This window comes from Sphingomonas aliaeris (assembly GCF_016743815.1).
Taxonomy (GTDB): domain Bacteria; phylum Pseudomonadota; class Alphaproteobacteria; order Sphingomonadales; family Sphingomonadaceae; genus Sphingomonas; species Sphingomonas aliaeris.
This window is the reverse complement of the sequence record NZ_CP061035.1, coordinates 1,962,943-1,989,480: the sequence shown is the minus strand read 5'-3', so window position 1 is coordinate 1,989,480 and position 26,538 is coordinate 1,962,943. Positions and strand designations below refer to the sequence as shown.

General features: G+C 64.3%; 24 protein-coding genes and 1 pseudogene. 15 read left to right on the top strand and 10 right to left on the bottom strand.

Going from position 1 to position 26,538, the window contains the following annotated elements:
• Positions 1 to 5: 5 nt before the first annotated feature.
• The 4 genes from H5J25_RS09405 to purM all read right to left on the bottom strand — a co-directional run bounded on the left by H5J25_RS09405 (position 6) and on the right by purM (position 2,873).
• Positions 6 to 710 (bottom strand): hypothetical protein, encoded by a 705-nt coding sequence (locus tag H5J25_RS09405; protein ID WP_202090430.1) that lies wholly within the window; start codon positions 708 to 710, stop codon positions 6 to 8.
• Positions 707 to 1,084: an MmcQ/YjbR family DNA-binding protein gene (locus tag H5J25_RS09400; protein WP_202090428.1), complete on the bottom strand. Its 378-nt coding sequence runs from the start codon at positions 1,082 to 1,084 to the stop codon at positions 707 to 709. Before H5J25_RS09400 ends, H5J25_RS09405 begins: the two co-directional genes overlap by 4 nt.
• On the bottom strand, positions 1,081 to 1,602 hold the full coding sequence (purN, locus tag H5J25_RS09395; RefSeq protein WP_202090426.1) for a phosphoribosylglycinamide formyltransferase: 522 nt from the start codon (positions 1,600 to 1,602) through the stop codon (positions 1,081 to 1,083). Before purN ends, H5J25_RS09400 begins: the two co-directional genes overlap by 4 nt.
• Positions 1,603 to 1,766: 164 nt before the next feature.
• Positions 1,767 to 2,873, bottom strand: a complete 1,107-nt coding sequence (gene purM, locus H5J25_RS09390) for a phosphoribosylformylglycinamidine cyclo-ligase (protein WP_202090423.1) — start codon at positions 2,871 to 2,873, stop codon at positions 1,767 to 1,769.
• A gap of 60 nt (positions 2,874 to 2,933) precedes the next feature.
• Between purM and H5J25_RS09385 the strand changes: the two genes are divergently transcribed.
• From H5J25_RS09385 to H5J25_RS09370, 4 genes are read left to right on the top strand one after another with little or no spacing between them, the layout of a single operon-like run.
• A complete protein-coding gene (locus H5J25_RS09385) occupies positions 2,934 to 4,214 on the top strand; it encodes a heavy-metal-associated domain-containing protein (RefSeq protein WP_202090421.1) in 1,281 nt (426 codons plus the stop codon).
• Between the two features lie 10 nt (positions 4,215 to 4,224).
• Positions 4,225 to 4,866, top strand: a complete 642-nt coding sequence (locus H5J25_RS09380) for an HdaA/DnaA family protein (RefSeq protein ID WP_202090419.1) — start codon at positions 4,225 to 4,227, stop codon at positions 4,864 to 4,866.
• Positions 4,863 to 7,052 (top strand): RNA degradosome polyphosphate kinase, encoded by a 2,190-nt coding sequence (locus tag H5J25_RS09375; protein WP_202090417.1) that lies wholly within the window; start codon positions 4,863 to 4,865, stop codon positions 7,050 to 7,052. Before H5J25_RS09380 ends, H5J25_RS09375 begins: the two co-directional genes overlap by 4 nt.
• An 11-nt stretch (positions 7,053 to 7,063) precedes the next feature.
• Positions 7,064 to 8,572: a Ppx/GppA family phosphatase gene (locus H5J25_RS09370; RefSeq protein ID WP_202096257.1), complete on the top strand. Its 1,509-nt coding sequence runs from the start codon at positions 7,064 to 7,066 to the stop codon at positions 8,570 to 8,572.
• A 21-nt stretch (positions 8,573 to 8,593) separates the two neighbouring features.
• Here H5J25_RS09370 and H5J25_RS09365 read toward each other — a convergent pair whose 3' ends face one another.
• Positions 8,594 to 8,881, bottom strand: coding sequence for an I78 family peptidase inhibitor (locus tag H5J25_RS09365; protein WP_202090414.1), 288 nt, complete (start codon positions 8,879 to 8,881; stop codon positions 8,594 to 8,596).
• Positions 8,878 to 10,053, bottom strand: a complete 1,176-nt coding sequence (rnd, locus tag H5J25_RS09360; RefSeq protein ID WP_202090412.1) for a ribonuclease D — start codon at positions 10,051 to 10,053, stop codon at positions 8,878 to 8,880. The genes H5J25_RS09365 and rnd overlap by 4 nt, the downstream gene beginning before the upstream one ends.
• 114 nt (positions 10,054 to 10,167) lie before the next feature.
• Between rnd and aspS the strand changes: the two genes are divergently transcribed.
• Together aspS and H5J25_RS09350 are read left to right on the top strand one after the other, a co-directional pair.
• Positions 10,168 to 11,988, top strand: coding sequence for an aspartate--tRNA ligase (gene aspS, locus H5J25_RS09355; protein ID WP_202090410.1), 1,821 nt, complete (start codon positions 10,168 to 10,170; stop codon positions 11,986 to 11,988).
• Positions 11,989 to 12,070: 82 nt separating this feature from the next.
• The gene (locus H5J25_RS09350) at positions 12,071 to 12,844 is read left to right on the top strand and encodes a polyphosphate kinase 2 family protein (RefSeq protein WP_202090408.1); all 774 of its coding nucleotides are present in this window, start codon (positions 12,071 to 12,073) and stop codon (positions 12,842 to 12,844) included.
• A gap of 115 nt (positions 12,845 to 12,959) precedes the next feature.
• On the opposite strand, the gene H5J25_RS09345 is transcribed toward H5J25_RS09350, so the two are convergent.
• A complete protein-coding gene (locus H5J25_RS09345; RefSeq protein ID WP_202090406.1) occupies positions 12,960 to 13,592 on the bottom strand; it encodes a carbonic anhydrase in 633 nt (210 codons plus the stop codon).
• 110 nt (positions 13,593 to 13,702) lie between these two features.
• On the opposite strand from H5J25_RS09345, the gene lipA reads away from it, so the two are divergent.
• Together lipA and H5J25_RS09335 are read left to right on the top strand one after the other, a co-directional pair.
• Entirely contained in the window at positions 13,703 to 14,638 is a 936-nt protein-coding gene (gene lipA, locus H5J25_RS09340) for a lipoyl synthase (protein WP_202090404.1), read from the top strand.
• Entirely contained in the window at positions 14,638 to 15,120 is a 483-nt protein-coding gene (locus H5J25_RS09335; RefSeq protein ID WP_202090402.1) for a type II toxin-antitoxin system RatA family toxin, read from the top strand. Before lipA ends, H5J25_RS09335 begins: the two co-directional genes overlap by 1 nt.
• Here H5J25_RS09335 and H5J25_RS09330 read toward each other — a convergent pair.
• The 3 genes from H5J25_RS09330 to H5J25_RS09320 are packed head-to-tail and all read right to left on the bottom strand — an operon-like array spanning position 15,060 to position 17,283.
• Positions 15,060 to 15,587 (bottom strand): CinA family protein, encoded by a 528-nt coding sequence (locus tag H5J25_RS09330; RefSeq protein ID WP_202090400.1) that lies wholly within the window; start codon positions 15,585 to 15,587, stop codon positions 15,060 to 15,062. The genes H5J25_RS09335 and H5J25_RS09330 overlap by 61 nt on opposite strands.
• Positions 15,584 to 16,120, bottom strand: a complete 537-nt coding sequence (locus H5J25_RS09325) for a hypothetical protein (protein WP_202090399.1) — start codon at positions 16,118 to 16,120, stop codon at positions 15,584 to 15,586. Before H5J25_RS09325 ends, H5J25_RS09330 begins: the two co-directional genes overlap by 4 nt.
• Positions 16,117 to 17,283 carry a bifunctional 2-C-methyl-D-erythritol 4-phosphate cytidylyltransferase/2-C-methyl-D-erythritol 2,4-cyclodiphosphate synthase gene (locus tag H5J25_RS09320; protein ID WP_202090397.1) on the bottom strand — a complete coding sequence of 389 codons (1,167 nt, stop codon included), beginning with the start codon at positions 17,281 to 17,283 and terminating at the stop codon, positions 16,117 to 16,119. The genes H5J25_RS09325 and H5J25_RS09320 overlap by 4 nt, the downstream gene beginning before the upstream one ends.
• A gap of 85 nt (positions 17,284 to 17,368) precedes the next feature.
• Between H5J25_RS09320 and dusB the strand changes: the two genes are divergently transcribed.
• The 7 genes and pseudogenes from dusB (at position 17,369) to hflX (ending at position 26,527) form a co-directional block, all read left to right on the top strand.
• Positions 17,369 to 18,367, top strand: a complete 999-nt coding sequence (gene dusB / locus H5J25_RS09315; RefSeq protein ID WP_202090396.1) for a tRNA dihydrouridine synthase DusB — start codon at positions 17,369 to 17,371, stop codon at positions 18,365 to 18,367.
• 68 nt (positions 18,368 to 18,435) lie between these two features.
• Complete coding sequence (locus H5J25_RS09310; RefSeq protein ID WP_202090395.1) at positions 18,436 to 19,440, top strand: two-component system sensor histidine kinase NtrB; 1,005 nt, start codon at positions 18,436 to 18,438, stop codon at positions 19,438 to 19,440.
• A 13-nt stretch (positions 19,441 to 19,453) separates the two neighbouring features.
• Positions 19,454 to 20,905, top strand: coding sequence for a nitrogen regulation protein NR(I) (ntrC, locus tag H5J25_RS09305; RefSeq protein WP_202090394.1), 1,452 nt, complete (start codon positions 19,454 to 19,456; stop codon positions 20,903 to 20,905).
• A gap of 74 nt (positions 20,906 to 20,979) precedes the next feature.
• Positions 20,980 to 23,174, top strand: a pseudogene (locus H5J25_RS09300) (sensor histidine kinase).
• 3 nt (positions 23,175 to 23,177) lie between these two features.
• A complete protein-coding gene (gene ntrX / locus H5J25_RS09295; protein ID WP_202090393.1) occupies positions 23,178 to 24,551 on the top strand; it encodes a nitrogen assimilation response regulator NtrX in 1,374 nt (457 codons plus the stop codon).
• 177 nt (positions 24,552 to 24,728) lie between these two features.
• Positions 24,729 to 25,220, top strand: coding sequence for an RNA chaperone Hfq (hfq, locus tag H5J25_RS09290; RefSeq protein ID WP_202090392.1), 492 nt, complete (start codon positions 24,729 to 24,731; stop codon positions 25,218 to 25,220).
• Complete coding sequence (gene hflX, locus H5J25_RS09285) at positions 25,217 to 26,527, top strand: GTPase HflX (RefSeq protein WP_225883023.1); 1,311 nt, start codon at positions 25,217 to 25,219, stop codon at positions 26,525 to 26,527. Before hfq ends, hflX begins: the two co-directional genes overlap by 4 nt.
• Positions 26,528 to 26,538: the final 11 nt, after the last annotated feature.

Sequence of the window (26,538 nt, the reverse complement as noted above, 5' to 3'; positions counted from 1 at the left end):
AAACCCTACTTACTAGGATTCGGCTTCTCCGTCGCCCAGATCGTGTCGAGCCGCGCAGTCGATTTCGTCCGTTCGCGCAGTTTCAAACCGGTCAGCTTCAACGCGCGACCCTGCAGGAAACGGCCCTCGGTCTTCCACGTAACGTCGTAGATCGCGCTGTCGTGACGCTCGATTTCGGCGTCCCAATAGCTCGAGACGATCAGAACCGGCACGCGGCCTTCGACCGTGTCGGGGCCATTGTCCGTCAGTTTCAGGATCGGTTCGGCAAACCAGTTGGCTTCGATCTTCGGGTCGATCTGCTTCTGCGCTACGACGCCGAGCGACTTGGGAAAGGTCACGTCGATCGATTGCACGTCGTGCGCAGCGTCCGACAGGGTCAGGCGATCGCCGCTGCCCGTCGCCTTCAGCATCACCAGCGTTCGGACCTTTGCCTCGGTCGCCTGCTCGGCCTGTTTCGCGGTTTCGTCGGCGCGGCGGTCCGAATAGGACAGCCACAGCCCGAGCGCCGCGATGACGAGGCCGGCGACCCCGACGAGTTCGGCAAGGCTTACCCAACGACGACGCGTGGCGGCAGCCTCCGCGCGCTCCGCCGCAACCCGCGTGGCAGTCTCCGCCGTGGGCGGAGGCGGAACGATTGCATCCGCCGGCCCTTGCGGCAATTCCGGTGGTGGCCGAGGTCCTGACGGTTCCGGCGGGGTCGGCTCCGTCACCGGCCGCCAGCCTCGAGCAATCGACGCGGCGCGGCGAGTTCCCCACTGATCGCAATCCGGTCCGCGACGCGGTCCCAGTCCATATCCTCGCCGTCCAGACGCATCGCGACCCAGCCGGACGGACCGAGATAGGGTGGGGCGTAATAGAAGGCGGGATCGCCCTCGATCAGCATCTGCTGTTCGTCCAGCCCGGTCGTCTTGACGATCGCTACCGTCTCCCCGTCGCCGTGATGATCGTGCCAGAAATAGGCGAACGCCGCGCCGCCCTCGACGAAGAAGCCGGGCGAACCGTGCGACGGCTTTTCAGTGGTCGAGGGGAGGGCGAGAGCGGCATCGCGCACCTTCGCCAGCGGAATTTCGGGATCTGGGCTCATGATAGCGCGAACTGTGCCAGAACCCGCGGATAAAGGCGATGCTCCTCCGCAAGCACGCGATCGGCCAGCGTGTCCACCGTATCGCCAGGCAGTATCGGAACCTCCGCGTGACCGAGGATCTCGCCCCCGTCCAATTCCTCGGTCACGATATGGACCGAGCATCCTGCCACGGCATCGCCCGCAGCCATCGCGCGCGCGTGCGTGTCGAGGCCCTTATACTTGGGCAGCAACGACGGATGGATGTTGACGATCCGCCCGCGCCATCGCGCGACGAAATCGTCCGACAACAGCCGCATATACCCCGCAAGTGCGATAATTTCGACCCCGGCGTCACGCAGGGCCGCATCGATCCGCGCCTCATACTCGCTCTTCGGCATGCCCTTCGGCGAGTGCGAGAAGGTCGCGACGCCGTTCGCGGCGGCCCAGGCCAGCCCCGCCGCGGCCGGCTTGTCCGATGCGACCAAGGCTATTTCGTATGAGGAACTCTCCGCACGAGACGCCTCGACCAGCGACATCATATTCGAACCGCGGCCCGAAATGAGGATGCCGACCCTCTTCTTAACTCCCCTCCCGCTTGCGGGAGGGGTTGGGGGAGGGGGTCTGCCATCAGCCGTGAACGGTCCCGTTGGCGGTCCGACCCTCCCCCGACCCCTTCCGCCATCGGGAGGGGAGAAGACCCGGCTCAAGCATTATGCGTCGCAGTCCAATCAGCGCGGGCACCCCAGGTTTCGAGGCTCCCGGTGACGGTACAGCCAACCGCGCCCGCATCGATCTGCCCAATCCGGAACACCGTCTCGCCAGCATCTTCGAGCGCCGTCGTCACCGCATCGGCCTCGTCCGCCGATACGATCGCGACCATTCCGATGCCGCAGTTGAACGTCCGCGCCATCTCTTCCGGCTCGATCGCGCCTTGCGCTTGCAGGAACGCCATCAGGCGCGGCTGCGGCCAGGCGTCCGCGTCGATCATCGCATGCGCCCCCTCAGGCAGGACGCGCGGGACGTTTTCCAGCAGACCGCCGCCAGTAATGTGCGCCAGCCCCTTGATCCGCCCCTGCTTCAACACCGGCAACAGGCTCTTCACATAGATGCGGGTCGGCGCCATCAGCGCGTCGATCAGCAAGGTTTCCTGGTCGAAAAGGGCCGGACGATCCAGTTTCCAGCCTCGGTCGGCGGCAAGGCGCCGGACCAGCGAGAAGCCATTGGAATGCACGCCCGAAGACGCCAGCCCGAGCACCACGTCGCCCGGAGCGATATCGCGCCCCGTCAGCACCTCAGTTCGCTCCACCGCGCCGACGCAGAAGCCCGCGAGATCATAGTCGCCCGGGGCGTACATGCCCGGCATTTCCGCCGTCTCGCCGCCGATCAATGCGCATCCCGCCTGCAAACACCCCTCTGCAATCGACGCGATGACCCTTTCGGCGACTGCCGGCTCCAGCTTCGCCGTCGCGTAATAATCGAGGAAGAACAGCGGCTCGGCACCCTGAACGATCAGATCGTTTACGCACATCGCGACCAGATCGACGCCGACGCCGTCATGCGCATCATGATCGATCGCCAGCTTCAGTTTTGTGCCGACCCCGTCGTTTGCTGCGACCAGCAGCGGATCGGTGAAGCCCGCCGCCTTGAGATCGAAGAAACCGCCGAACCCGCCCAGATCGGCATCCGCCCCGGAGCGCCGCGTCGCCTTGGCAAGCGGCCCGATCGCGCGGACCAGCGCGTTGCCCGCGGCGATCGAGACGCCCGCATCGGCGTAGGTATAGGGAGAGTTGCGTCGTGGATCTTCGGCCATCTGCACCGCCTAGCCATATCCTGCTTGGATTTCCACGCCTGCTTCGCCAAAAGGACGGCAATGTCGGTTTCCCATACATCGCGCGGTTTGGCGCTCGCCGTGATCCTCGCGTTGGCCGCGACGGGTGGCGTCGTGCTGGCGCAAGGGGACGACGCGGCGAGCGGCACGGCCCCGATGGCAGCGGCGGATGCGTCGGGCAGCTACGAAGTCGGCGGGATAGAGGTCGACGTCACCGGCAAGACGGCCGAGGCGGCGCGAATGGCCGGCTGGCGTCTGGCGCAACGCAAGGGTTGGACGATGTTGTCTCAACGGCTTGGCGGCAGCGGCGCGGGGCTTTCGGACGGTGCGCTCGACGGAATGGTGTCCGGCATCGTGGTGGAAAACGAACAGATCGGGCCCAACCGGTATGTCGCGAAACTGGGCGTCCTTTTCAGCCGTGCGCGTGCCGGCTCCATTCTGGGCGTCGCCGGTCTCGGGCAGCGTTCTTCGCCGATGCTGGTCGTCCCGCTGCAATATTCGGGCGGCGTGGGGCAGGTGTTCGAACGCCGCAGCGACTGGCTGGACGCGTGGACCCGGTTCCGCAGCGGCAATAGCAGCGTCGATTATGTCCGTCCGGCGGGCACCGGTCCCGATTCGCTGCTGGTCAATCTCGGCCAGATCGGGCGTCCCGGGCGCCTGTGGTGGCGAACGATCCTCGATCAATATGGCGCGATCGACATCCTCGTACCGACCGTCCGGCTGTATCGCCAATGGCCCGGTGGCCCCGTGATCGGCGTGTTCGAGGCGCGGCACGGACCCGACAATCGGATGATCGCGAGGTTCACCTTGCGAGTCAGCAATAACGATGGCCTGCCGGCATTGCTGGACGCCGGCGTGAAGCGGCTGGACGAGGCGTATCAGGGCGCCCTGAAAGATGGTCGCCTGATGACCGACGCCGGCCTGTCCTACACTCCGCCGGATGCGGAACTGCCGGCCGACGATAGCGCGCTGGACGAGGCCGCGGCGGCGGCGGCCGCAGCAGCCGCCACAACCGATCCGGGAAGCACCGCGGTGACGACCAGCGTCATCAGCGTGCAGTTCGACACGCCGGGCGCAAGCGCGGTGTCCAGTGCCGAGGCGGCCTTGCGCGGCATTCCAGGCGTCCGCACCGCGCTGACCAGCAGCCTGGCGCTTGGCGGCGTGTCCGTCATGCGCGTCGGCTTCGATGGCGATCCGGCGGGGTTGGTCGCGGCACTGGAAGCGCGCGGCTGGCAGGTGCAGGGCAGTGGAACCACCCTGCGCATCCGCCGCCCGCTGCTGCCGCCGCCAAGCGTCGGCACGTCGGACAACAGCACGGGATGATGGAAAGCCGATGACTGGCAGTCAGATCGCCCTGCCGTTCGAATGGCCCGCCGATCCGCGCGACGACGAATTCCTGGTGAGCGATTCGAACGCCCGCGCGGTAAAGGTGCTGGAACACTGGGCGTCGTGGCCCGTCATGACGGTGGTTCTGGTCGGACCGCGCAAGTCCGGGCGCAGCCTGCTCGCCCGCATCTTCGCGGCGAAGAGCAACGGCACGATCATCGACGATGCCGAACGCCAGCCGGAAACCACGCTGTTCCACGCCTGGAACAAGGCTCAGGAGGAACGTCACCCGCTCGTCATCGTTGCGGACGCGGCACCCCCGGAATGGGCGATCAAGCTGCCGGATCTCCGGTCGCGGCTCGCGGCCAGCCCGGTCGCGCGGATCGGCGCGCCGGACGATGCACTGATGGCCGCCTTGTTCGAAAGACAATTTCTCCGGCGCGGGCTGGATGCACGCCCCGACCTGATCCAATGGCTTTTGACGCGCGTGGAAAGGAGTCACATTTCGCTGCTACGCGCCGTCGACGTGCTCGATCAGGCGGTGCTGGAACGGCGGAAGCGCTTGTCGATTCCGCTGGCCCGCGCCACACTGACGGAGGCGAGTTTGATGATCGATCCTGCACCGACTTTGCCATTCGAGGTTCAATGACCCGCCCAGCCCATATCGCGCGTATCGCCGAGGATGACGACGAACAATTCGCTACCAACGCCAATGGCGCGGGCGGTGGCGAACGCTACTTCAACCGCGAATTGTCCTGGCTCGCGTTCAATCGCCGCGTTCTGGAGGAGGCGTGCAACCCAGCGCATCCATTGCTGGAACGCGTGCGCTTCCTGTCCATTTCCGGCTCCAACCTCGATGAATTCTTTATGGTCCGCGTCGCGGGATTGAAGGGGCAACTCGTTCAGTCGGTCGATCGGCGGTCCGCGGACGGGCTGACGTCCGGGCAACAACTGACCGCGATCGTCGCGGAGGCGGACGAGCTCATCGAAAGCCAGCGCAACGTCTGGCGCGAGCTTCGCCTGCAATTGAGCGATGCCGGCATCGACGTGCTGGGATCGCGCACGATCGACGAGATCCTCACGATCGACGAAGTCGCGTGGCTGGAAAAACAGTTCCGCGAACAGATATTCCCGATCCTGACGCCGCAAGCGCTGGACCCGGCGCATCCCTTCCCGTTCATGTCGAACAAGGGATTGGCGGTGATGTTCGACCTGGTCCGCGTGTCGGACAATCAACCGATCCGCGAACTGATCATGCTGCCCAGCCAGATGCCGCGCTTCCTGCGCGTGCCGGGCGAACGCGCACGATACGTGGCGGTGGAATCGCTGGTGAAGCGGTTCGCCGCCCTGATTTTCCCGGGCTACACGGTGACGGGCGGGGCGGAATTCCGGGTGCTTCGCGACAGCGATCTCGAAATCGACGACGAAGCTGAGGATCTGGTGCGCTACTTCGCCAATGCGATCAAACGGCGGCGGCGCGGGCGGGTTATACGTCTGGAGCTGGAAAGCGGCATGCCGCACGCGCTGGGTGAGGCGCTGCGCGAGGAACTTGGCGCGGGCCATGCCTTCGTTACCGAAAGTGGCGCGTTCCTCGGCGTAGGCGATCTGGAATCGATCGTCGATGAAGATCGCCCGGATCTCAAATTCCCGCCATATTCGCCACGGTTTCCGGAACGCATCCGCGAATTCGGTGGCGATTGCTTCGCCGCGATCCAGGCGAAGGACATCGTCGTCCATCACCCGTACGAAACGTTCGAAGTGGTACTCGCCTTTCTGAAACAGGCGGCCGCCGACCCTGACGTGGTCGCGATCAAGCAGACCCTGTACCGCGCCGGCAAGCAGCCGGCGGTGATCAACGCGCTGATCGCGGCGGCCGAGGCCGGCAAGTCCGTGACCGCCGTAGTAGAGTTGAAGGCGCGGTTCGACGAGGAGCAGAATATCGTCTGGGCCTCCGCGCTGGAGCGCGCCGGGGTGCAGGTCGTCTACGGCTTCATGGAATGGAAGACGCACGCCAAGATTTCGATGGTCGTGCGACGCGAAGGCGCTGTCTATCGCACCTACTGCCATTTCGGGACCGGTAACTATCATCCTATCACGGCAAAAATCTACACCGATCTCAGCTTCTTCACCGCCGACCCTCGCATCGGGGCCGATGCCGCGCAGATGTTCAATTACATCACCGGCTATGTCGAGCCGGAGGGGATGAGCCTCGTCAGCCTGTCGCCGCGCGATCTCCGGCCCAAGCTGGTGGATTTGATCGATGCCGAGATCGAGAATATTAGATCGGGAAAGCCCGGCGCGATCTGGGCGAAGATGAACTCGCTGGTCGATCCGGCAGTGATCGAGAAATTGTACGAAGCGAGCAATGCCGGTGTCGAGATCGACCTGATTATTCGCGGCATCTGCTGCCTGCGCCCCGGCGTGGACGGCATGTCTGCGAACATTCGCGTCAAGTCGGTGATCGGGCGCTTTCTGGAACACAGCCGGATCTGGGCGTTCGGAAACGGCAAGATGCTGCCCAATGACGACGCGAAACTGTTCATCTCGTCCGCCGACTGGATGCCGCGCAATTTCGATCGGCGCGTCGAATATATGCTGCCGATACTGAACCCGACGGTGCACGACCAGATCCTGGATCAGGTGATGGTCGCCAACCTGATCGACAACGAACAAAGCTGGGATCTGAAGGCGGATGGGAGCTATGTTCGCGAAGAACCGGGTGACCGTCCGTTCAATTTGCACCGATACTTTATGACCAATCCGTCGCTTTCCGGTCGCGGCGCTGCGCTCAAGGGCAAATCCGTTCCGAAGCTGTCGCTGCGACGCGGGCATTGAGCGTGGCATCGCTGTTCCGGAAGGTCCCGGGCGGTGCGGCCAATGGGCTAGTCACCGATTGCGCGGACGAACCGCGCACCGGAATTATCGATATTGGTTCCAACTCGATCCGTCTCGTCGTCTATCAGGGCCCGGAACGCCTTCCTGCGATCCTGTTCAATGAAAAGGTGATGGCGGGGCTGGGGCGTGGGCTGGCGGAGACGGGCGCGATCTCCGCGGATGGTCTGAAAATGGCGAGTGCCGCGCTGGCACGGTTCGCGGCCGTCGCCCGCGAGATGGAGGTCCAGCGGTTGCGCACGGTGGCGACCGCAGCGGTTCGGGATGCCTCGAACGGCGCGACTCTGCTCAAGACGGCACGGGACCTTGGGCTGGACGTCGAACTGTTGTCGGGCGAGCAGGAGGCGATCGCTGCCGGTCAGGGTGTCATGTCGGCTATACCGGATGCCGACGGGATCGTCGGCGATCTCGGTGGGGGCAGTCTTGAACTCGTCCGCGTGCGCAACGGGCAGGTCAGCGATCGTATCTCCTTCCCACTGGGCGTCCTGCGTATTGCCGCAATTCGCGACAAGGGGCCGGGCACGTTGGAGCGGCAGGTTCACCGCATGCTGAAAGCGGGCGGTTGGCTTGGACGCGGTGACGGGTTGCCGCTGTATCTCGTCGGGGGATCGTGGCGCGCGCTCGGGCGGCTGGACATGCATGTCGGCCAGTACCCATTGCCGGTCATCCACCAATATACGATGGAGCCCGCGGCGATCGCGCGACTGGGCCGCACGATCAGCCACGTCAACAAACAGTGGTTGCGCGGCGTGCCAGGCCTGTCTTCGGCGCGTGTCACGACCCTCGGCGACGGCGCGGCCCTGCTGTCCGCGTTGCTTAAGCATCTCGGGAGTTCGACGACGATCGTCTCGGCCTTCGGGCTGCGCGAGGGGCTCCTTTACGGCGCGCTTGGGGCGGAATGCCGTGCGCTCGATCCGTTGATCGTGGCGACGCGTGAGGAAGGGCAACGGCATGGGCGCTTCCCGGAACATGGCGACCTGCTCGACCGCTGGATCGCACCGTTGTTCGATCGCGATACGCCGGCGATGGCGCGGTTGCGGCACGCGGCCTGCCACCTGTCCGACGTCGGCTGGCGCGCCAATCCGGAATTCCGCGCCGAACGCGGGGTCGAGATCGCGCTGCACGGCAATTGGGTCGCGATCGACGCGCGCGGGCGCGCGTTGATGGCGCAGGCCTTGTTCACCTCGCTTGGCGGCGGGACCAATGCGCCGGCACCGCTCGCCGTGCTTGCCCCGGCCGCGGACCTGAAGCGCGCGGTCGCCTGGGGATTGGCGATGCGGCTGGGCCAGCGGCTCAGCGGCGGATTGGCCGGCCCGCTGCAACGATCGCGATTGAGCGAGGATGGCATGCTCGTCGCGCTGCACCTGTCCGATGGCGACCGCGCGCTGTACGGCGACGCGGTCGAGCGGCGCCATATCGCGCTCGCCAATGCGGTTCAGCGGAAGGCGGCAGTGCTGGGATAACGTCAGCGCCGTACGAAGCACTCAGCCGCAGGTGATGCGTTCCGCCGTGCCGTTCGTACTTACCCAGACGTTCACGCGATCGGCACGGAAATCCATCGTCACGCGCATCTCGGGTGTGATCCGGCGTGCCAGCGCCGAACCGGATTGACGGCGGACTTTCTCGACGAAAGACGGACCTGCTGGCTTCCCTATCAACGCCTGGACAGGTGCTGCATCGCAAGCACCTGCTGGTGCCGGCATTGGGGCAGGGCGGCTCTCCATGCACGCGGTCAATGCCAGTGCGCCGAGCGCGATCACAACGATCTTCACGCCTCATCCTCCGTCAGCGTCATCTTAAGCTTGCCGTTGACCACCGCAAAAGCCAGCCGCCCCTCGACCAGATCCAGCGCATCGCGACCGAACTGTTCGAACCGCCAGCCGTCCAGGATCGAAAGCCCAGCACGCGTACCTGCCGCAAGCGCCTCAAGGTCGTCGCTGCGGGCCAGCAGGCGCGGCGCAACGTCGATCTCCTTCGCACGTATCTTCAGCAACAACTTCAGTAAGTCAGCAACCAGCGCGCCGTCCTTGCCGAGTCCTGGCTTGCGATCGTCGCGCTGCGGCATCTCGTCGGCGCTCATCGGCACGGCGGTGTCGAGCGCCGCCATCAGCCGCGCACCGATGTCGTTCGTCGCCCAGGTCGCAGAAAGACCACGAACCTTTGCCAGATCGGCCTGTTTCCGCGGTGGGTGTCCGGCGATATCGGCGATCGTCTCGTCCTTGACGATCCGGCCGCGGGGAAGATCCTTCTGACGCGCCTCCATCTCGCGCCACCGCGCCAGAGCCTTAAGCCGACCCAGCAAATCGGGCTTCCGGCCGGGAACGCGAATGCGCTTCCATGCCTCGTCAGGGTCGTTGGCGTAATTGGCGGGATCGCCGATCCGCTCCATTTCTTGGTCGAGCCACGCGCCGCGCCCGGTTTTCCTCAGGCGCTGGAGCATCTTGGGGAAGATTGCTGCAAGGTGCGTGACGTCGCCGATGGCATATTCGATCTGCCGCGCGTCGAGCGGACGGCGGCTCCAGTCCGTGAACCGCGCGCCCTTGTCGACGACGATGCCGAGATAGGCGTCGACCAGATTGGAGTATCCGATCTGTTCGCCCTGGCCCAGCGCCATCGCGGCCACCTGCGTGTCGAACAGCGGATAGGGCGTCTTGCCGGTGAGATTGTAGATGATCTCAAGATCCTGACCGCCGGCATGGAAGACCTTCAGGACCTCTTGATTCTCGGTCATAAGGTCGAGCAGGGGCTTCATGTCGAGGCCCGGCGCCATCGGATCGATCGCCGCGGCCTCATTCTCGTCGGCGATCTGGATCAGGCACAATTCCGGCCAGAACGTATTCTCGCGCATGAATTCGGTATCGACGCAAACGAAGTCGGCGGTGGACAGGCGAGCGCACAAATTGGCGAGGGTCGCGCTGTCGGTGATGAGGGGGTGGATATGCATCTTGCGTCCATAGCGACAGGTGAGCGGGTTGACAAAGGCGGCATGGGAAGGGAAGCGCACACCCCTTATCCGTGATCCTCCACGGGCGGATCGACGGCAGTTTGGGAATAGATAATGCACGCTTATCGCACGCACACTTGCGCACAGCTTCGCGCCGCCGATGTCGGAAGTTCGGTCAAGCTTTCGGGCTGGGTCCACCGCAAGCGCGATCACGGCAACCTGCTGTTCGTCGATCTTCGCGACCATTACGGCATCACGCAGATCGTGACCGACAGCGACAGCCCGACTCATGCGGTGCTGGACAAATTGCGCGCTGAATCGGTCGTCACGATTACCGGCGACGTGGTCGCGCGATCGGCGGAGACGGTTAACAAGAACCTGCCATCGGGCGAGATCGAAGTGCGTGCGCGTGACGTGGTCGTGCAGTCCTCCGCGCAGGAACTGCCGATGCCGGTGTTCGGCGAGAACGAATATCCCGAGGATATCCGGTTGCGCTACCGTTTCCTCGACCTGCGTCGCGAACGGTTGCACGCGAACGTCATGTTGCGGTCGAACGTCATTTCGTCGCTGCGCCAGCGGATGATCGGGCAGGGCTTCACCGAATTCCAGACCCCGATCCTGACAGCATCGTCGCCCGAGGGCGCGCGCGACTATCTGGTGCCCAGCCGGGTGCATCCGGGCAAGTTCTACGCGCTGCCGCAAGCCCCGCAGATGTTCAAGCAGCTGCTAATGGTCGCCGGGTTCGACCGCTATTTCCAGATTGCACCCTGCTTCCGCGACGAGGATGCTCGCGCGGATCGCTCGCCGGGCGAATTCTACCAGCTCGATTTCGAGATGAGCTACGTCACGCAGGAAGACGTGTTCGCGGCGATCGAACCGGTGCTGCACGGTGTGTTCGAGGAATTCGCCGACTGGCAGGGTAAGGGCCGGAAGGTTTCGCCGCTGCCGTTCAAGCGCATCCCGTACCGCGAATCGATGCTGAAGTACGGCAACGACAAGCCCGATCTCCGCAATCCGCTGATCATCACCGACGTGTCCGAACTGTTCCGCGGATCGGGCTTCGGGCGCTTTGCCTCGATGGTCGAGGGCGGTGATGTCGTTCGTGCCGTCGCCGCGCCTAACACGCATGAGAAGAGCCGCAAATTCTTCGACGAGATGAATTCGTGGGCACAATCGGAAGGCTTTCCGGGCCTCGGCTATGCCACCCAGAAGGACGGCGTGTTCGGTGGCCCGATCGCGAACAATCACGGTCAGGAGGGCATGAAGGCGATCGCCGAAGCGCTGGGCCTCGGCCCCAACGACGGCATCTTCTTCTCGGCCGGCAAGGAAGCGCAGGCTGCAAAGCTGGCGGGCCTGGCGCGGACACGCGTCGCCGACCAATTGGGCTTGATCGACGACAAGACGTTCGAATTCTGCTGGATCGTCGATTTCCCGATGTTCGAATATGACGAGGACGCGAAGAAGGTCGATTTCAGCCACAACCCCTTCTCCATGCCGCAAGGCGAGATGGAAGCGCTGGAAACGATGAACCCGCTCGATATCCTGGCGTACCAATACGATATCGTCTGCAACGGGATCGAACTGTCGTCGGGTGCGATCCGGAACCACAAGCCCGAGATTATGTACAAGGCGTTCGAGATCGCCGGCTACACGCAGGCCGACGTGGATTTGAACTTTGCCGGGATGATCAACGCGTTCAAATGCGGCGCCCCGCCGCACGGTGGCTCCGCGCCGGGCGTCGATCGCATCGTCATGCTGCTCGCCGACGAGCCGAACATCCGCGAGGTCATCACCTTCCCGATGACCCAGAAGGCGGAAGACCTGATGATGGGCGCGCCCAACTTCGCCACCGAGAAGCAGTTGAAGGAACTCAACCTGAAGACGGTGACGCCGATCGGCGTGAAGCCGGTGACCGAAGCGGTTCGGCCGGAATGATATCGAAGCGGCGGTTCGGCGCGATCTGAACTGCCGCGATCTTCGGACGTTCGACTTCCAGAGGCCGCAATCGGGAACCTGCATGACGATCAACCTGTCCGACTTCGAAGACGGCAAGAAATATGACGGCGACTATAGCGACGATCTGATCGCGTTGCAGACCCGGCTGGCGCACATCCAGGTGGCGCATATCGTCCATAAGAAACGCGCGTTGATCGTGTTCGAGGGCTGGGACTCGGCGGGAAAGGGCGGGATTATCCAGCGGCTCACCGCCGAATGGGATCCGCGTAATTTCGAGGTATGGCCGATCAAGGCGCCGTCCGAAGACGAACTGGCGCGACATTTCCTGTGGCGCTTCTGGCAGCGCCTCCCCGCGAACGGCAATATCGGCGTGTTCGATCGCAGCTGGTATGGCCGCGTACTGGTCGAGCGCGTCGAAAAATACTCGACGGAGGCACAGTGGCGCCGCGGCTATGACGAGATCAACGAATTCGAGGGGCAGCAGGTCGATTCCGGAACGACGATCGTCAAGCTGTTCGTGCACATCACGCAGGACGAACAGGACAAGCGGCTGAAGGCCCGGCTGGAGCATCCGTGGAAGCGGTGGAAAACAGGCGCTGACGACTATCGCAACCGGGACAAGCGCGACGATTATCTGGATGCGATGGCGGAAATGTTCCGTCGCACGGATACGCGTTGGGCACCGTGGCATGCGATCGATGGAAACAACAAGAAGGCGGCGCGGATTGCGGCGCTGACGATCATCGCCGATCGGCTTGAGGCAGCGGTAGACATGAAGCCGCCTGAACTTGATCCGGAAATCGAAAAGATCGCGCGCAAAGCGCTGGGGCTTTGACGATAATCGTCTTTCGGCGTGGGTAGTTAACGACAAGACCTGCTTTGCATTTTGAAGTCGTCACCCCGGTAATGGGCCGAGGTGACGATCTTCCAGCGAGACTGGTTCGCTCCGCTTACGCGGCCGGGGCGAATTCTCCGTCATCATCCATGACATGGAGCACACCATCGGCGATCGCGAAATAGGCGCCCCGCAGCCGTAGCTTGCCGGCAGCCTCACGTTCCGGAACGAAGGGGAAAGTGCGCAGATTCGCGATCGAGACGCGAACGGTTTCGAGTTCGAGCGCCCTGACCGCTTCCGGCCCGGTACCGTGCTCCTCGACGATCCTGTCGCGCGCAGCGTCCAGCATATCGACCCAATGCGCGATGAAGCCGCCTTCGCCAGGGGGCTGATCGGCAAACTTGCGCGACAATGCCGCCGACACGCCGCCGCAGGATCCGTGGCCCATCACGAGGATATCAGTCACTTCCAATTGGGTGACGGCAAATTCCAGCGCTGCGGACACGCCGTGGCGACCGTTCGTATCCTCGAACGGCGGCACCAGATTGGCGACGTTGCGTACGACGAACATCTCGCCGGGGGATGCGTCGAAGATCTGCGTCGGATCGACGCGGCTGTCCGAACAGGCGATCACCATCACCTTCGGGCTCTGGCCTTCGCGCAACTGTTCCCAGCGTTCACGTTCCTGCTCGTAATCGTCCGCGCGGAAGCGTTGGTAGCCGGACAGGAGATCGGTAAATTCGGTCATCATTGATCCTCGTTAAAAACTGAGCGGCGAACAGCAGAAAACGCGGTTCGCCGAAAAGGTCCATCGGGCGGCGTGTTGTGTCGGTCGCTCTCCGTCGCTATCTGCACCCCATGAACGAGATGACCCCGCTCGCCGTCCCTGTCGACCCCGTTGCGCCGCGCCAGCGCAAGCCGGACTGGATCCGCGTCAAGGCGCCGACCAGCACGGGCTTCGGCGAAACCAAGGCGATGATGCGTCGTCTCGGCTTGAATACGGTGTGCGAGGAAGCGGCCTGCCCCAATATCGGGGAATGCTGGACCAAGAAGCACGCTACGGTAATGATCCTGGGCGATACGTGCACCCGCGCCTGCGCCTTCTGCAACGTTAAGACGGGTATGCCGCGCAAGGTCGACGTGCTGGAGCCGCAGCACACTGCCGACGCCGCTGCCGAACTGGGGCTGAGCCACATCGTCATTACATCGGTCGATCGCGACGATCTCCCGGATGGCGGCGCTTCGCAGTTCGTGAAGGTCATTCAGGCGCTGCGCCGTACGACGCCCGACACCACGATCGAAATCCTGACACCGGATTTCCGGAACAAGGCGCAGGCCGCGGTCGAGTCGATCGTCGAGGCGGGGCCGGACGTGTACAACCACAATCTGGAAACCGTGCCGCGGCTATACCCAACGATCCGGCCGGGCGCGCGCTATTACGCCTCGCTTCGTCTGCTGGAGAGCGTGAAGCGGCACGATCCGTCGATCTTCACCAAGTCCGGCATGATGATGGGCTTGGGGGAGGAGCGTATGGAAGTGCATCAGGTGATGGACGACATGCGCAGCGCCGACATCGATTTCCTGACGCTCGGCCAGTATCTGCAGCCGACGCCGCGACATGCGAAAGTGATCGATTTCGTCACACCCAAGGCGTTCGATGCTTATGCCGCGATCGCCCGCGCGAAGGGCTTCCTGTTGGTCGCATCCTCGCCACTCACCCGTTCGAGCTATCACGCCGGGGACGATTTCATGCGCCTGCGCGCCGCGCGTGAGGCGAAGCTCGCCAAAGCCTGATGCCGCGTCATTCCGAAACCCGGCGGCTTCCCTATAGCTGCGAACAGATGTTCGACATGGTGGCGGACGTCCGGCGCTACGCCGAATTCCTGCCCTGGGTCACAGCGATCCGTGTCCGGTCGAACAGCGAGACTGAGATGGTCGCCGACATGATCGTCGGCTTCAAGGGGCTGCGCGAGACCTTCACGTCGAAGGTGAAGAAGGAGCGGCCCGGCCATATCGAGGTCGATTACCTCGATGGGCCGTTGAAGTACCTTCGCAACGACTGGACGTTCCGACCCGATGGCGACAGTGCGTGCTTCGTCGACTTCACGGTAGATTTCGCGTTCAAGAACCGCGTGTTCGAAATGCTCGCGGGGCAGGTGTTCGGAACCGCGCTGCGCAAGATGATCGGCGCGTTCGAGGAACGGGCGGCGGTGCTTTACGGGCCTTCCTCGGCGTCGGGCGGCAACAGCAATTCGAGCGCGCATAGCGCAGCCTGAAGGCGGACCCCGCCGCGGCCGAGATCACCGAACTGCTTGCGGTCGGCGACGATATTGGCCGGGTCCGCACCCTTTTCGGCACGCGCGAAGACGACGGTGCCGACCGGCTTCTTGTCTGACCCGCCGTCTGGCCCGGCGATTCCCGTGATCGCGACAGCCACATCCGCGCCGCTTCGTTCCAGCGCCCCTTGCGCCATGCTCCAGGCGACCGCGATCGATACCGCTCCGAACGTTTCGAGCACGTCCGAGCTGACACGCAGCAGATCGAGCTTCGCCTCGTTGGAATAGGTCACGAAACTGCATCCGAGCACTTCGGACGATCCCGGAATTTCGGTGATCGCAGCGGCGACCAGACCGCCCGTGCAGCTTTCGGCGATACTGACACGACGACCGATTGCGAGATTGCGCTCGACCACCTTCCGGGCGGCTTCGACCAGTTCGACCGGCAGCAACGTGTCTATCGTCATCGCTTTGGCTCCGCACAGATCGGCAGTTCGGGAACGTCCTTCACCGCCTTCGCACCGGAGGCCTTACGCGCCTTCAGGTATTGAAGCGAGGTGACGATCAGGCCTGCGGTGTTACGCGGCGGCAAAGGCTGGAGCAATGACGCCAGCCGGTCGATCGTATTGCAATCCGCAACGTCGATCCGTCCGACAATCTGTGAAACGGCAAGAGCGGTCAGCATTTGGCGTGCGATCTGCGTGTTGAGCAGGGGTTCGATCATCGGATCGCTGAGCTTGAGCAGCGCGCGTTGCGCGGCGGGCCAGGCGCGGTCCGCCTCGACCTGATACTTGGCGATCAACGGCGCAGAATTCGCCCGGACGAAAGACGATGCCGGCAAGGTGGTTGCGCAGGTGCGCACGGTCTCGCGCAGGATATCGGGCAACGCCACGAGCGCGAGCGACTCCGCTTCCTGGGGTTGCAGGCAGCGAAGCGGCTGTGCGGCCGCCGGGGACGCGATCAAACTGATGCCAAGCAGTAGGGCCAGAATGGGTTTCATGCCGGGATCCGTATGGTCGCAACGGCCTGTGCCGCAATGCCTTCGCCGCGACCGGTGAACCCCAGGCGTTCGGTCGTCGTGGCTTTCACGCTCACCTGGCGCGGCGTCAGTTCGAGTAAACCTGCGATCCGAGTGCGCATCGCCTCCCGGTGCGGACCGATCTTCGGCGCCTCGCACATCAGGGTCAGGTCGACAAAATCTATCACCCCGCCCTCGGTGCGGACGAGAGTGGCGGCATGCTGCAAGAATTGCGCGGAGTCTGCGCCTTTCCACTGCGGATCGCTCGGCGGGAAATGCGTCCCGATATCGCCCGCCGCAATCGTGCCCAGCAGCGCGTCGGTGATTGCATGAAGCGCGACGTCGGCATCGCTATGACCCGACAGGCCCTTGTCATGCGGAATCAGTATGCCACCGAGCCAAAGCTCCTCGCCCACCTCAAGCCGGTGGACATCGAAGCCGCTCGCACTGCGCGAAATAAGCGGTGGCGGGGCGATGCGCGCCTCGGCGGCGGCGAAGTCGGATGGATAGGTGATTTTTTCGAGCATGGTATCTCCTTCCACCATTGCGACGGTGCCGCCAAGCCGTCGCACCATCTGCGCATCGTCCGTCGGTTCGTCGAACGCCCAATCACGGTGAGCGGCGAGGATGGTCTCGAACCGGAACGCCTGTGGGGTCTGCACCCGCCACAAGCCTTCACGATCGACAGTTTCTCCGAGGACCGTGTCCCCCCGCGCCAGCGTGTCCGCGACCGGCAAAGCGGGGAGGGCGCCGTCCGACGTGTCGAGCGCGGCGACCAGGCGGTCGATGACCGCAGCCGATAGAAAGGGGCGGGCCGCGTCGTGGATCAGGACGGCGCGTGGCGCGTCGGCCGCCAACGCCTCCAACCCCGCCCGAACCGAAAGCCGCCGGGTTGCGCCGCCGGCTACGCCGGTCGCATCGGGGATCGTAGCGGCGAGCATCGCGCCCTGATCGTCACCGATGACAACCACGACCTGACCTATAGCTGGGTGGTCCCGCAACGCACGGTAGCTGTGTGCGATCATTGGCAGGCCCGCGAGTATCGTGAACTGCTTGGGAATCTCGCTGCCGCTTCGTGATCCAGACCCGGCAGCAACAATGATCGCAGCGATACGGGGACCGGCATGTTGGTTTGGCGACGTCATGGCGGCAGGCCTAGACGAAGCGCGAACCGCTCGCCAGCCTTGCCATTTCTACCGATTTCAACTACTGCCCGTTTTTCAGGCATATATGAAAACACTCAGCCCCATCCAGGTCGGACCTGTCCGGATAGATCGCCCCGTCGTGCTTGCGCCGATGACCGGGGTGACGGATCTGCCGTTTCGCACGCTCGTGCGTCGCTATGGCTCCGGCCTCAACGTGACCGAAATGGTCGCGAGCCAGGCAGCGATCCGCGAAACGCGCCAGTCGCTGCAAAAGGCGGCGTGGCACGCGAGCGAGGATCCGGTGTCGATGCAGCTCGTCGGTTGCACGCCGCATGAAATGGGCGAGGCGGCGAAGCTGAGCGAGGATCGCGGGGCAGCGATCATCGACATCAACATGGGGTGTCCGGTTCGAAAGGTGACGAACGGCGATGCCGGATCGGCATTGATGCGCGATCTGGACAATGCCGCTGCGATCATTCGGGGCGTCGTCGATGCGGTCACCGTGCCAGTCACGCTGAAGATGCGAATGGGCTGGTGCCACGACAGCTTGAATGCCCCTGAACTCGCGAAGGTCGCGCAGGATCTGGGCGTAAAGTTGATCGCCGTGCACGGGCGGACGCGCAACCAGATGTACAAGGGCAGTGCCGATTGGGCCTTTATCCGGAAGGTCAAGGACGCCGTCGATGTGCCGGTGATCGCGAACGGCGACATCAACACGATCGAGGATGCGGAAGCGGCGTTGGAGCAATCCGGCGCGGACGGCGTGATGATCGGCCGTGGCGCCTATGGCCGCCCATGGTTCCTGGCGCAGGTGATGGAGTGGTTCTCGACCGGCCGGCGGATCGAGGATCCCAGCCTCGAAGAACAATATGACGTTATTTCCGAACATTACGATGCAATGCTCAGCCATTATGGCAATGAGGTCGGCGTCAACATGGCCCGCAAGCATATCGGCTGGTACACGCGCGGCATTCACGGATCGGCCGAATTCCGCAATCGGGTAAACCAGATACCGGACCCGAAAGTCGTGCAGGCGATGCTCGCTGAATTCTACGCGCCGTACCGCAGCCGCGCCGCGGCGTGATCCACGCCGCATGACCGATCCGGGGGCCGGGGTTCGCCGAATTGTTCGCCGCGCTTCCTGTCGCGGTCATGGTCGTCGATCCTCTCGGCCGGATCGCCCATGCGAATGCCGATTGCGAGACGCTGCTGAACCTGTCCGAACGCGCCATGCTGGGCCAACCCCTCGCATCGATTTTGCGGTCGCCACGCGATCCCGCCAGTCGCGACGATCATGGCTTTGCCGCGTTCGATACGGAGATCGAGCTTGCCCGGGGCGGACGCGTACGCGCGGACTTCATCGAAGCGGCGGTGGCGGATCATCCGGGCTGGCGTACGATCACCTTGCATCATGCCGCCACGTCGCGCCGGATGGGCCACAGCGCCGACCGGGCATCCGCTGCACGCGCCGCTGTCGGCGCGGCCGCAATGCTCGCACATGAAATCAAGAACCCGCTGTCGGGCATTCGCGGAGCTGCACAATTGTTGGGGCGCAGTGGCAGCGCGGAAGGCGAGGAGCTGACGACGCTCATCGTCACGGAAGTCGATCGGATCGCGGCTTTGATCGATCGTATGCAGGACTTCACCGATACACGCCCCCTGAAGCTGGTGCCGGAGAACATCTATCCGCTGCTGGACCATGCCCGCCGCGTGGCACTGGCCGGGTTTGCCGCCAACATGACGATCGAAGAACGGTTCGATCCGTCCCTGCCCCCGGTTCTCGGCGATCGTGATGCGATCCTGCAGGTGATCCTGAACCTTCTAAAGAATGCGTGCGAAGCGATGGCTGGGCAGCCGGACGCACGCGTGACGCTGGCGACTGCCTATCGCCACGGCATGGCGGTCAGCGCCGGGCCGGGCCGGCCGCGCCGCCCGCTGCCGATCGAGATCTGCGTGATCGACAACGGGCCGGGCGCGCCGCCGGATATCGCGGAGCATCTGTTCGACCCGTTCATCAGCGGAAAGCCGGAGGGGCAGGGGCTTGGCCTCGCCCTGGTCGACAAACTAGTGCGCGATATGGGCGGGATCATCCAATATACGCGTGAGGGTTCGCCGGAGGCGACCGTCTTCCGTATCCTGCTGCCGAGAGGGCAATGAGAATGAGGCTGGGATGAGCAAGACGGGCAATATCCTGGTCGTGGACGACGACGCCGCGATCCGTACCGTCGTCGCGCAATCGCTGCGACGCGAAGGGCATAAGGTCACGTCGGTCGCGACCCTGGCCGAGATGGAAGTGCAACTCGCGATCGCGATGCCGGACGTGCTGATATCCGACGTCATCCTGCCCGACGGCAACGGGCTGGACCGGATCGCCCGGCTGACGGTGGACCATCCCAGCCTGCCGGTGATCGTATTGTCGGCACAAAATACGCTCAGTACGGCAGTGCGCGCCACGGAGGTCGGCGCGTACGACTATCTGCCCAAGCCGTTCGATCTCGATGCCTTGTCCCGCGCGGTGCAGGGGGGATTGGCGCGCGATCGCGGCGGGCCGATCGATCCGGTGGGCGAGGACGATGCGACGCTGCCGCTGATCGGGCGCTCGGCGGCGATGCAGGACGTGTACCGGATCATCGCGCGCGTCGTATCGAACGACCTGACCGTATTGATCTCGGGCGAATCCGGCACGGGCAAGGAACTGGTGGCGCGGGCGATCCACGATCTGGGGCCGCGCAAACGCTTCCCATTCGTCGCGATCAACATGGCCGCTATTCCGCGCGAACTGATCGAGGCGGAACTGTTTGGGCACGAACGCGGCGCGTTCACTGGCGCACAGGCGCGAACCGCGGGACGGTTCGAACAGGCGGCAGGCGGCACGTTGTTCCTCGATGAAATCGGTGACATGCCGATCGAGGCGCAGACGAGGCTGTTGCGCGTCCTACAGTCGGGCGAGTTCACGACGGTGGGCGGCGCACGGACGATCCGCGCCGACGTCCGGATCGTCGCCGCGACGAACAAGGACCTGTCGGGACTGGTCTCGAGCGGACAGTTTCGCGAGGACCTGTTCTATCGTCTGAACGTCGTGCCCGTCGCGCTGCCGGCGCTGCGCGCGCGGCGGCAGGACATCGCGCTGCTGGCACGGCACTTTCTCGACCGCGCAGCCGAAAGCGGTCTGCCGCGCAAGCAGTTAGAGCCGCAGGCGATCGTTGCGCTGGAGCATTACGACTGGCCCGGAAACGTGCGCGAGCTGGAGAATATCATGCGCCGTATGGCGGTGCTAGCGCGCGACGAGCGGATCGATGCGGAGGAAGTGCGATCGATGCTGGGGGCCACGATCTCCCGGCCGCTTTTCGACGGCGATCCGGGGATCGAGGCGGCGGTGCAGGCGCGGATCGAGCGGCTGGCGCGCGAGGAGCCCGGTGTGCTTGATGATGGCACGCTGTACGACCGGATCATCGGCGAAGTCGAACGCCCCCTGATTGAAGCGATGCTGGCACGGCACGGCCAGAACCAGCTCCGGGCGGCGCGTGCGATGGGGATCAATCGCAATACGCTGCGGAAAAGGCTGGATACGCTGGGCATCGATCCTGCGTCCGGACGGTCGAGTGAGGCAGTAACGGGGTAGATCGACGTTAAACTGTGTTCTAATTGCCACAATTGCGTTGTAGTACGGCCACGATGAAGGCCGATGCCTCTATAATGGATGCCCCGATAGCGACGAACCGCCGGTTCAGCGTGACGCCCTTCGTCGAACTGCTCGTGCTCGGCGTCGCGCTGGCGATCGCCGTCGGCAGTTACTTCCTGCTGCGATCCAGCGGCCCGTCGCAAAATATCCTGACTCCGCCGCTGGTCGCGTTCCTCCTCGTCGCGAACTTGCTGCCCGACATCGCCTTGCTGGTCTTGCTAGGTCGCCGGATCGCGGTACGGCGGGCAGCACGGTCGCCGATCGGGGGCGCGCGCGATTGCACGTCCAGCTCGTCGCTATGTTCTCGCTGATCGCCGCCGTACCCACGCTGCTGGTCGTGATCTTCGCGTCGCTGCTGTTCCAGTACGGCGTCGAATTCTGGTCGTCGCAGCGGACGGCCGCGTTGGTTGGCAATGCGCGGTCCTTGGTGCAGGAAAACTTCCAGCGCGAGGTCGAACGTGTCGAGGGCAACGCCGTCGCGATGGGGCCGGATCTGGTCGGCTATCTGCAATCGACCCCGATCGAATCCAAGCGTTTCCAGGAATTGCTCTTCCTGCAAACCTATAATCGCGAACTGTCCGAGGCGATGATCGTCCGCAAGGGCGAGGCCAATCCGCTGATCGTGCTGAATCCGTACGGACGATCGACCGAAAACATCATCAGCCGCGACGTCATGGACCGGCTGGATCGTGGCGAGCAGGTCGTTCCCATCGCGGACAGCAAGCGCGTCGGGGCAGCGGTCAAGCTGGCGTACGGCAAGGATACGTACCTCTACACGTCCCGGCTGGTGGAGGATCGGCTTGCCGTCCAGTTGAAGCGCGGCGATGCGATCATCGCCGATTACAGCGCATTGCAGACACGTTCGCGCGCACTGCAACTGCGCTTCAACGCGGCACTGATGGTCGTGTCGCTGCTGATCGTCGGGATCGCGGTGTGGATCGCGCTCGTCGTCGCGGATCGGCTTGTGCGGCCGGTGGGCGAGCTGGTCGCGGCGGCGCATAAGGTCGCGTCGGGCGACCTGACCGCGCGCGTACCGTTGCCGAAGACGAACGACGAGGTCGGCACGCTGGCCAATGCGTTCAACGCGATGACCGATCAGTTGCAGGCGCAGACGGGCGCGCTGGAAAGCCGGCGCGCACTGATCGAAGCGGTCATGTCCGGCGTCAGCGCGGGCGTCGTCTCGATCGCCAAGGACGGCACGATCCGCCTGATCAATCGATCCGCGACCGAATTGCTCAACACCGGCGCGGACAGCCCGGTCGGCCGGCAGCTGGCGGATATCGCCCCGGAACTGGCGGCGTTGATCGATACCGACCAACGCGACGCGATCGTCGAGGTCGATGCGCGCGGCGATGCGCGGACGCTCGCCGTTCGGATAGCGCGCGCGGATGCCGGCCCGATCCTGACCTTCGACGATATCACGCAGCAATTGCTCGATCAGCGTCGCGCAGCCTGGTCCGACGTCGCGCGCCGGATCGCGCATGAGATCAAGAACCCGCTGACCCCGATCCAGCTTGCCGCCGAACGACTCCAGCGGCGGTACGGCAAGCAACTGCCCAATGACGATGGCACGTTCGCCCGTCTGACGGAAACGATCGTGCGGCAGGTGGGTGATCTGCGGCGGATGGTGGACGAATTCTCGTCCTTCGCCCGGATGCCGAAGCCGCTGTTCCAGCGCGAGTCGATCGTGGACATTGCGAGGCAGTCGCTGTTTCTGCACGAAGTCGCGCATCCCGGCGTCCGCTTCGCGCTGGAGCAGGAGGCGGATGCGCTGGACCTCGTCTGCGATCGACGCCAGATCGGGCAAGCGCTGACGAACATCGTCAAAAACGCGGTCGAGGCGATCGAGGCACGCGATGCTGAGGATGGTGAGATCATCATGACGCTATCCGGGGATCCGGCGCGGCAGGTGACGGTGCAGATCGCCGATAACGGGGTCGGCCTGCCGGCAGCGCGCGACCGGATCGTAGAACCTTATATGACGACGCGGGCGCGGGGCACCGGATTGGGGCTCGCGATCGTCAACAAGATCGTGGAGGAGCATTGCGGGACGATGACCTTCGGCGACCGCGAGGGCGGGGGGACCCTCGTGACGATGCGCTTCGACGCCGCGGCGCTCGCGCGGCTCGATACCGGCACCGACAAGGATGCCGACAGCGACGACGACGATAACCGCCGACCGGCGGACCTCAACAGAATACGGACATAAAACATGGCGCTCGACATCCTCATCGTAGACGACGAACGCGACATTCGGGAACTCGTCTCCGGCGTTCTCGAAGACGAAGGCTATCAGGCGCGCACCGCGGCCGACAGCGATGCCGCGCTCGAGGCGATTGCCACACGCCGGCCCTCGCTGGTGCTGTTGGACGTGTGGCTTAAGGATTCGAAGCTCGACGGCCTCGATCTGCTGGACGAGATGAAGCGGCGCGATCCCTCCATCCCGGTGCTGGTCATATCCGGCCACGGCAACCTCGACACGGCGGTCGCGGCGATCAGGCGCGGTGCGGTGGATTTCATCGAAAAGCCGTTCGAGGCCGAACGGCTGCTGTTGATGGTCGAACGCGCGACGGAGACTGAGCGGTTGCGCCGCGAGGTCGCGACGCTGCGCGCCAGCGCCGGCCGTGACGACGATCTGACGGGCAGTTCGACCGCGATCAACGGCGTTCGTGCGACGTTGAAACGGGTCGCCGCCACGGGCAGCCGGGTGCTGGTGATGGGCGGGGCAGGGGTCGGCAAGGAGGTTGCCGCGCGCCTGCTTCATGGCTGGAGCGGGCGGGTCAACGCGCCCTTCGTCATCGTCAGCGCGGCGCGGATGACGCCGGAGCGGGTCGAGGAGGAATTGTTCGGGATCGAGGATCATGGCGGTTTGGTGCGCCCCGGTCTGCTCGAACAGGCGCACGGCGGCACGCTGTTCCTGGACGAGATCGCCGACATGCCGGTGACGACGCAGGCGCGGATCCTGCGCGTCCTGACCGACCAGAGTTTCACGCGTGTCGGCGGCCAGCGCGTGGTCAAGGTCGATGTCCGCGTCGTATCGGCCACCGCACGCGATCTGATGCAGGAAATTGCCGAGGGTCGTTTCCGCGAGGATCTCTATTACCGCTTGAACGTCGTGCCGGTATTGATCCCCGGCCTGGCGGAGCGGCGCGAGGATATTCCCGCGCTCGTGCATCACTTCATGGCGCATTACGCCTCCGAACGCCGCGTTCCGACACCGGAAATCGCGCCCGATGCGATGGTGGCGCTGCAAAGCTACGAATGGCCGGGCAACGTCCGCCAGTTGCGCAACGTCGTCGAGCGGACGATCATTATGGCGCCGGGCGACCGGATCGGGCGGATCGACCTGGACCTGCTGCCGGCCGAAGTGCTTGGCGATCCGGGCGAAATCGGCGGCAGTGGCAATGCGATCATGGGATCGCCGCTGCGCGAGGCACGCGAGACGTTCGAGCGCGAATATCTTCGCGTCCAGATCCGGCGCTTTTCCGGGAACATATCCCGGACGGCGCACTTCATCGGCATGGAGCGTTCCGCGCTGCACCGTAAGCTGAAGTTGCTGGGCATCACGGAAACGCGGGAGGACTGATCGTCCGCGGTCGGGTCGAATAAAGTCTCGTCCGGATACGATCCTTTATCCCATGCTTATGGACGGACAGGGGTTGGCACCCTAGATTGGGTCCGCACGGCAACGCACCTGTGCAATCCGACGCCGGGAAACGGCGCTCAAGCGGGCAATCTCCCGCCAATAACAAAGGATCGACCGATGGCCGACAAGCAAACCTCCCTTCAGGACCTGTTCCTTAACGCGCTGCGCCGTTCGAAGACGCCGGTGACGATGTTCCTCGTCAAGGGCGTGAAACTGCAGGGGATCGTGACGTGGTTCGATAACTTCTCGGTACTGTTGCGCCGCGATGGCCAGAGCCAGCTGATCTACAAGCATGCCATCTCCACGATCATGCCGTCGGGTAGCGTCGATGTCGCCGCGATCGTCAACGCGATCGGAGAGGCGCAGAAGCGCGCGCCGTTGCTGCAGGAGATTTTCCTGAACGCCGTGCGCAAGTCCGAGGACAATGTGACGATGTTCCTGGTCAACGGCGTGATGCTGCAGGGCCAGATCGCCGCGTTCGACCTGTTCTGCATGCTGCTCCAGCGCGATGGCATGTCGCAGCTTGTCTACAAGCACGCCGTCTCGACCATCCAGCCGGCGCACCCCCTTAATCTGGCCGATGAACAGGCCGACGGCGAGGACGATTGAGCATAACGACCGACAATGGCGGCGGTTTCGACCGCGACAAGGACGAATTCGCACGCGGCGCCCGGTGCGTCGTCGTCTTTCCGGAGCATGGCATATCCTCGCGGGACGTCGCCGCGCGTCTGGAGGAAACCGCCGGGCTGGCGATGGCGATCGGTGTGGTCGTGGTCGAGAAGGTCTCGTTCCGCGTCCGCCAGCCGCGTCCCTCGACACTGATCGGCAGCGGCCAGGTCGAGATGCTCGCCGCGACCGTAAGAATGGAAGAGGCGGACCTCGTCGTCTTCGATGCGGCGCTGACACCGGTGCAGCAACGCAATCTCGAAAAGGAACTCGGGGCGAAGGTGATCGATCGCACCGGGCTGATCCTCGAGATATTCGGCGAACGGGCGGCGACGGCGGAAGGTCGTTTGCAGGTAGAACTCGCCCATCTGGACTATCAGGCCGGCCGCCTCGTACGCAGCTGGACCCATCTTGAGCGCCAGCGCGGCGGCTTCGGGTTTCTCGGTGGTCCAGGCGAAACGCAGATCGAGGCCGATCGGCGCTTGATCCGCGATCGCATGGCGCGGTTGAAAAAGGAACTGGAGCAGGTCAGCCGCACACGCGGACTGCACCGCGATCGCCGCCAGCGTGCGCCGTGGCCAGTCATCGCTTTGGTCGGGTATACCAACGCCGGCAAATCCACGCTGTTCAACCGTTTGACGGGCGCGCACGTCGTGGCGGAGGATCTGCTGTTCGCAACTTTGGACCCGACATTGCGCCAGATCAGCCTGCCGGGTATCGACAAAGCGATCCTGTCGGACACGGTCGGCTTCGTGTCCGAACTGCCCACCCAGTTGGTCGCGGCGTTCAAGGCGACGCTGGAAGAGGTGATCTCCGCGGATCTGCTCGTCCATGTCCGTGACATCGCGCACCCCGATACGATGGCGCAGCGCGACGATGTCGAGGCGGTGTTGCGCGACATCGGCGTCGACGAGACCACGCCGCGGATCGAGGCATGGAACAAACTCGACCTGTTGAGCGACGAGGACCGCACCGAACTGGTCGGTGAGGCTGCACGGCGTGAGGACGTCGTGGCGATCTCGGCGCTGGACGGGGAAGGGGTCTCCGATCTGCTCGACACGATCGCGACCTTGCTGACCGCCGGACATCGGCGTTACGTCATCACGCTGGATGCAGGCGACGGGGCGGGGGCCGCATGGCTGCACGCCCATGGCGAAGTACTGGGACAGGAAGTCGAGGGCGACAGTGCGGCCTATGACGTCCGCATGGCACCGCGCGACTACGAACGGTTCCTGCAACGCAGCGCGTGATGGCGGGGGGT

Bases quoted from the DNA above. Each gene is read 5' to 3' on its own strand.
- H5J25_RS09345 (WP_202090406.1), bottom strand. From the start codon at position 13,592: ATGACCGAATTTACCGATCTCCTGTCCGGCTACCAACGCTTCCGCGCG.
- H5J25_RS09325 (WP_202090399.1), bottom strand. From the start codon at position 16,120: ATGAAACCCATTCTGGCCCTACTGCTTGGCATCAGTTTGATCGCGTCC.
- ntrC (WP_202090394.1), top strand. From the start codon at position 19,454: ATGAGCAAGACGGGCAATATCCTGGTCGTGGACGACGACGCCGCGATC.
- H5J25_RS09380 (WP_202090419.1), top strand. From the start codon at position 4,225: ATGACTGGCAGTCAGATCGCCCTGCCGTTCGAATGGCCCGCCGATCCG.
- hfq (WP_202090392.1), top strand. From the start codon at position 24,729: ATGGCCGACAAGCAAACCTCCCTTCAGGACCTGTTCCTTAACGCGCTG.
- dusB (WP_202090396.1), top strand. From the start codon at position 17,369: ATGAAAACACTCAGCCCCATCCAGGTCGGACCTGTCCGGATAGATCGC.
- aspS (WP_202090410.1), top strand. From the start codon at position 10,168: ATGCACGCTTATCGCACGCACACTTGCGCACAGCTTCGCGCCGCCGAT.
- H5J25_RS09310 (WP_202090395.1), top strand. From the start codon at position 18,436: ATGGTCGTCGATCCTCTCGGCCGGATCGCCCATGCGAATGCCGATTGC.
- ntrX (WP_202090393.1), top strand. From the start codon at position 23,178: ATGGCGCTCGACATCCTCATCGTAGACGACGAACGCGACATTCGGGAA.
- H5J25_RS09320 (WP_202090397.1), bottom strand. From the start codon at position 17,283: ATGACGTCGCCAAACCAACATGCCGGTCCCCGTATCGCTGCGATCATT.
- H5J25_RS09350 (WP_202090408.1), top strand. From the start codon at position 12,071: ATGACGATCAACCTGTCCGACTTCGAAGACGGCAAGAAATATGACGGC.
- H5J25_RS09335 (WP_202090402.1), top strand. From the start codon at position 14,638: ATGCCGCGTCATTCCGAAACCCGGCGGCTTCCCTATAGCTGCGAACAG.
- rnd (WP_202090412.1), bottom strand. From the start codon at position 10,053: ATGCATATCCACCCCCTCATCACCGACAGCGCGACCCTCGCCAATTTG.
- H5J25_RS09385 (WP_202090421.1), top strand. From the start codon at position 2,934: ATGTCGGTTTCCCATACATCGCGCGGTTTGGCGCTCGCCGTGATCCTC.
- H5J25_RS09400 (WP_202090428.1), bottom strand. From the start codon at position 1,084: ATGAGCCCAGATCCCGAAATTCCGCTGGCGAAGGTGCGCGATGCCGCT.
- H5J25_RS09375 (WP_202090417.1), top strand. From the start codon at position 4,863: ATGACCCGCCCAGCCCATATCGCGCGTATCGCCGAGGATGACGACGAA.
- lipA (WP_202090404.1), top strand. From the start codon at position 13,703: ATGAACGAGATGACCCCGCTCGCCGTCCCTGTCGACCCCGTTGCGCCG.
- purN (WP_202090426.1), bottom strand. From the start codon at position 1,602: ATGATGTCGCTGGTCGAGGCGTCTCGTGCGGAGAGTTCCTCATACGAA.
- H5J25_RS09330 (WP_202090400.1), bottom strand. From the start codon at position 15,587: ATGACGATAGACACGTTGCTGCCGGTCGAACTGGTCGAAGCCGCCCGG.
- purM (WP_202090423.1), bottom strand. From the start codon at position 2,873: ATGGCCGAAGATCCACGACGCAACTCTCCCTATACCTACGCCGATGCG.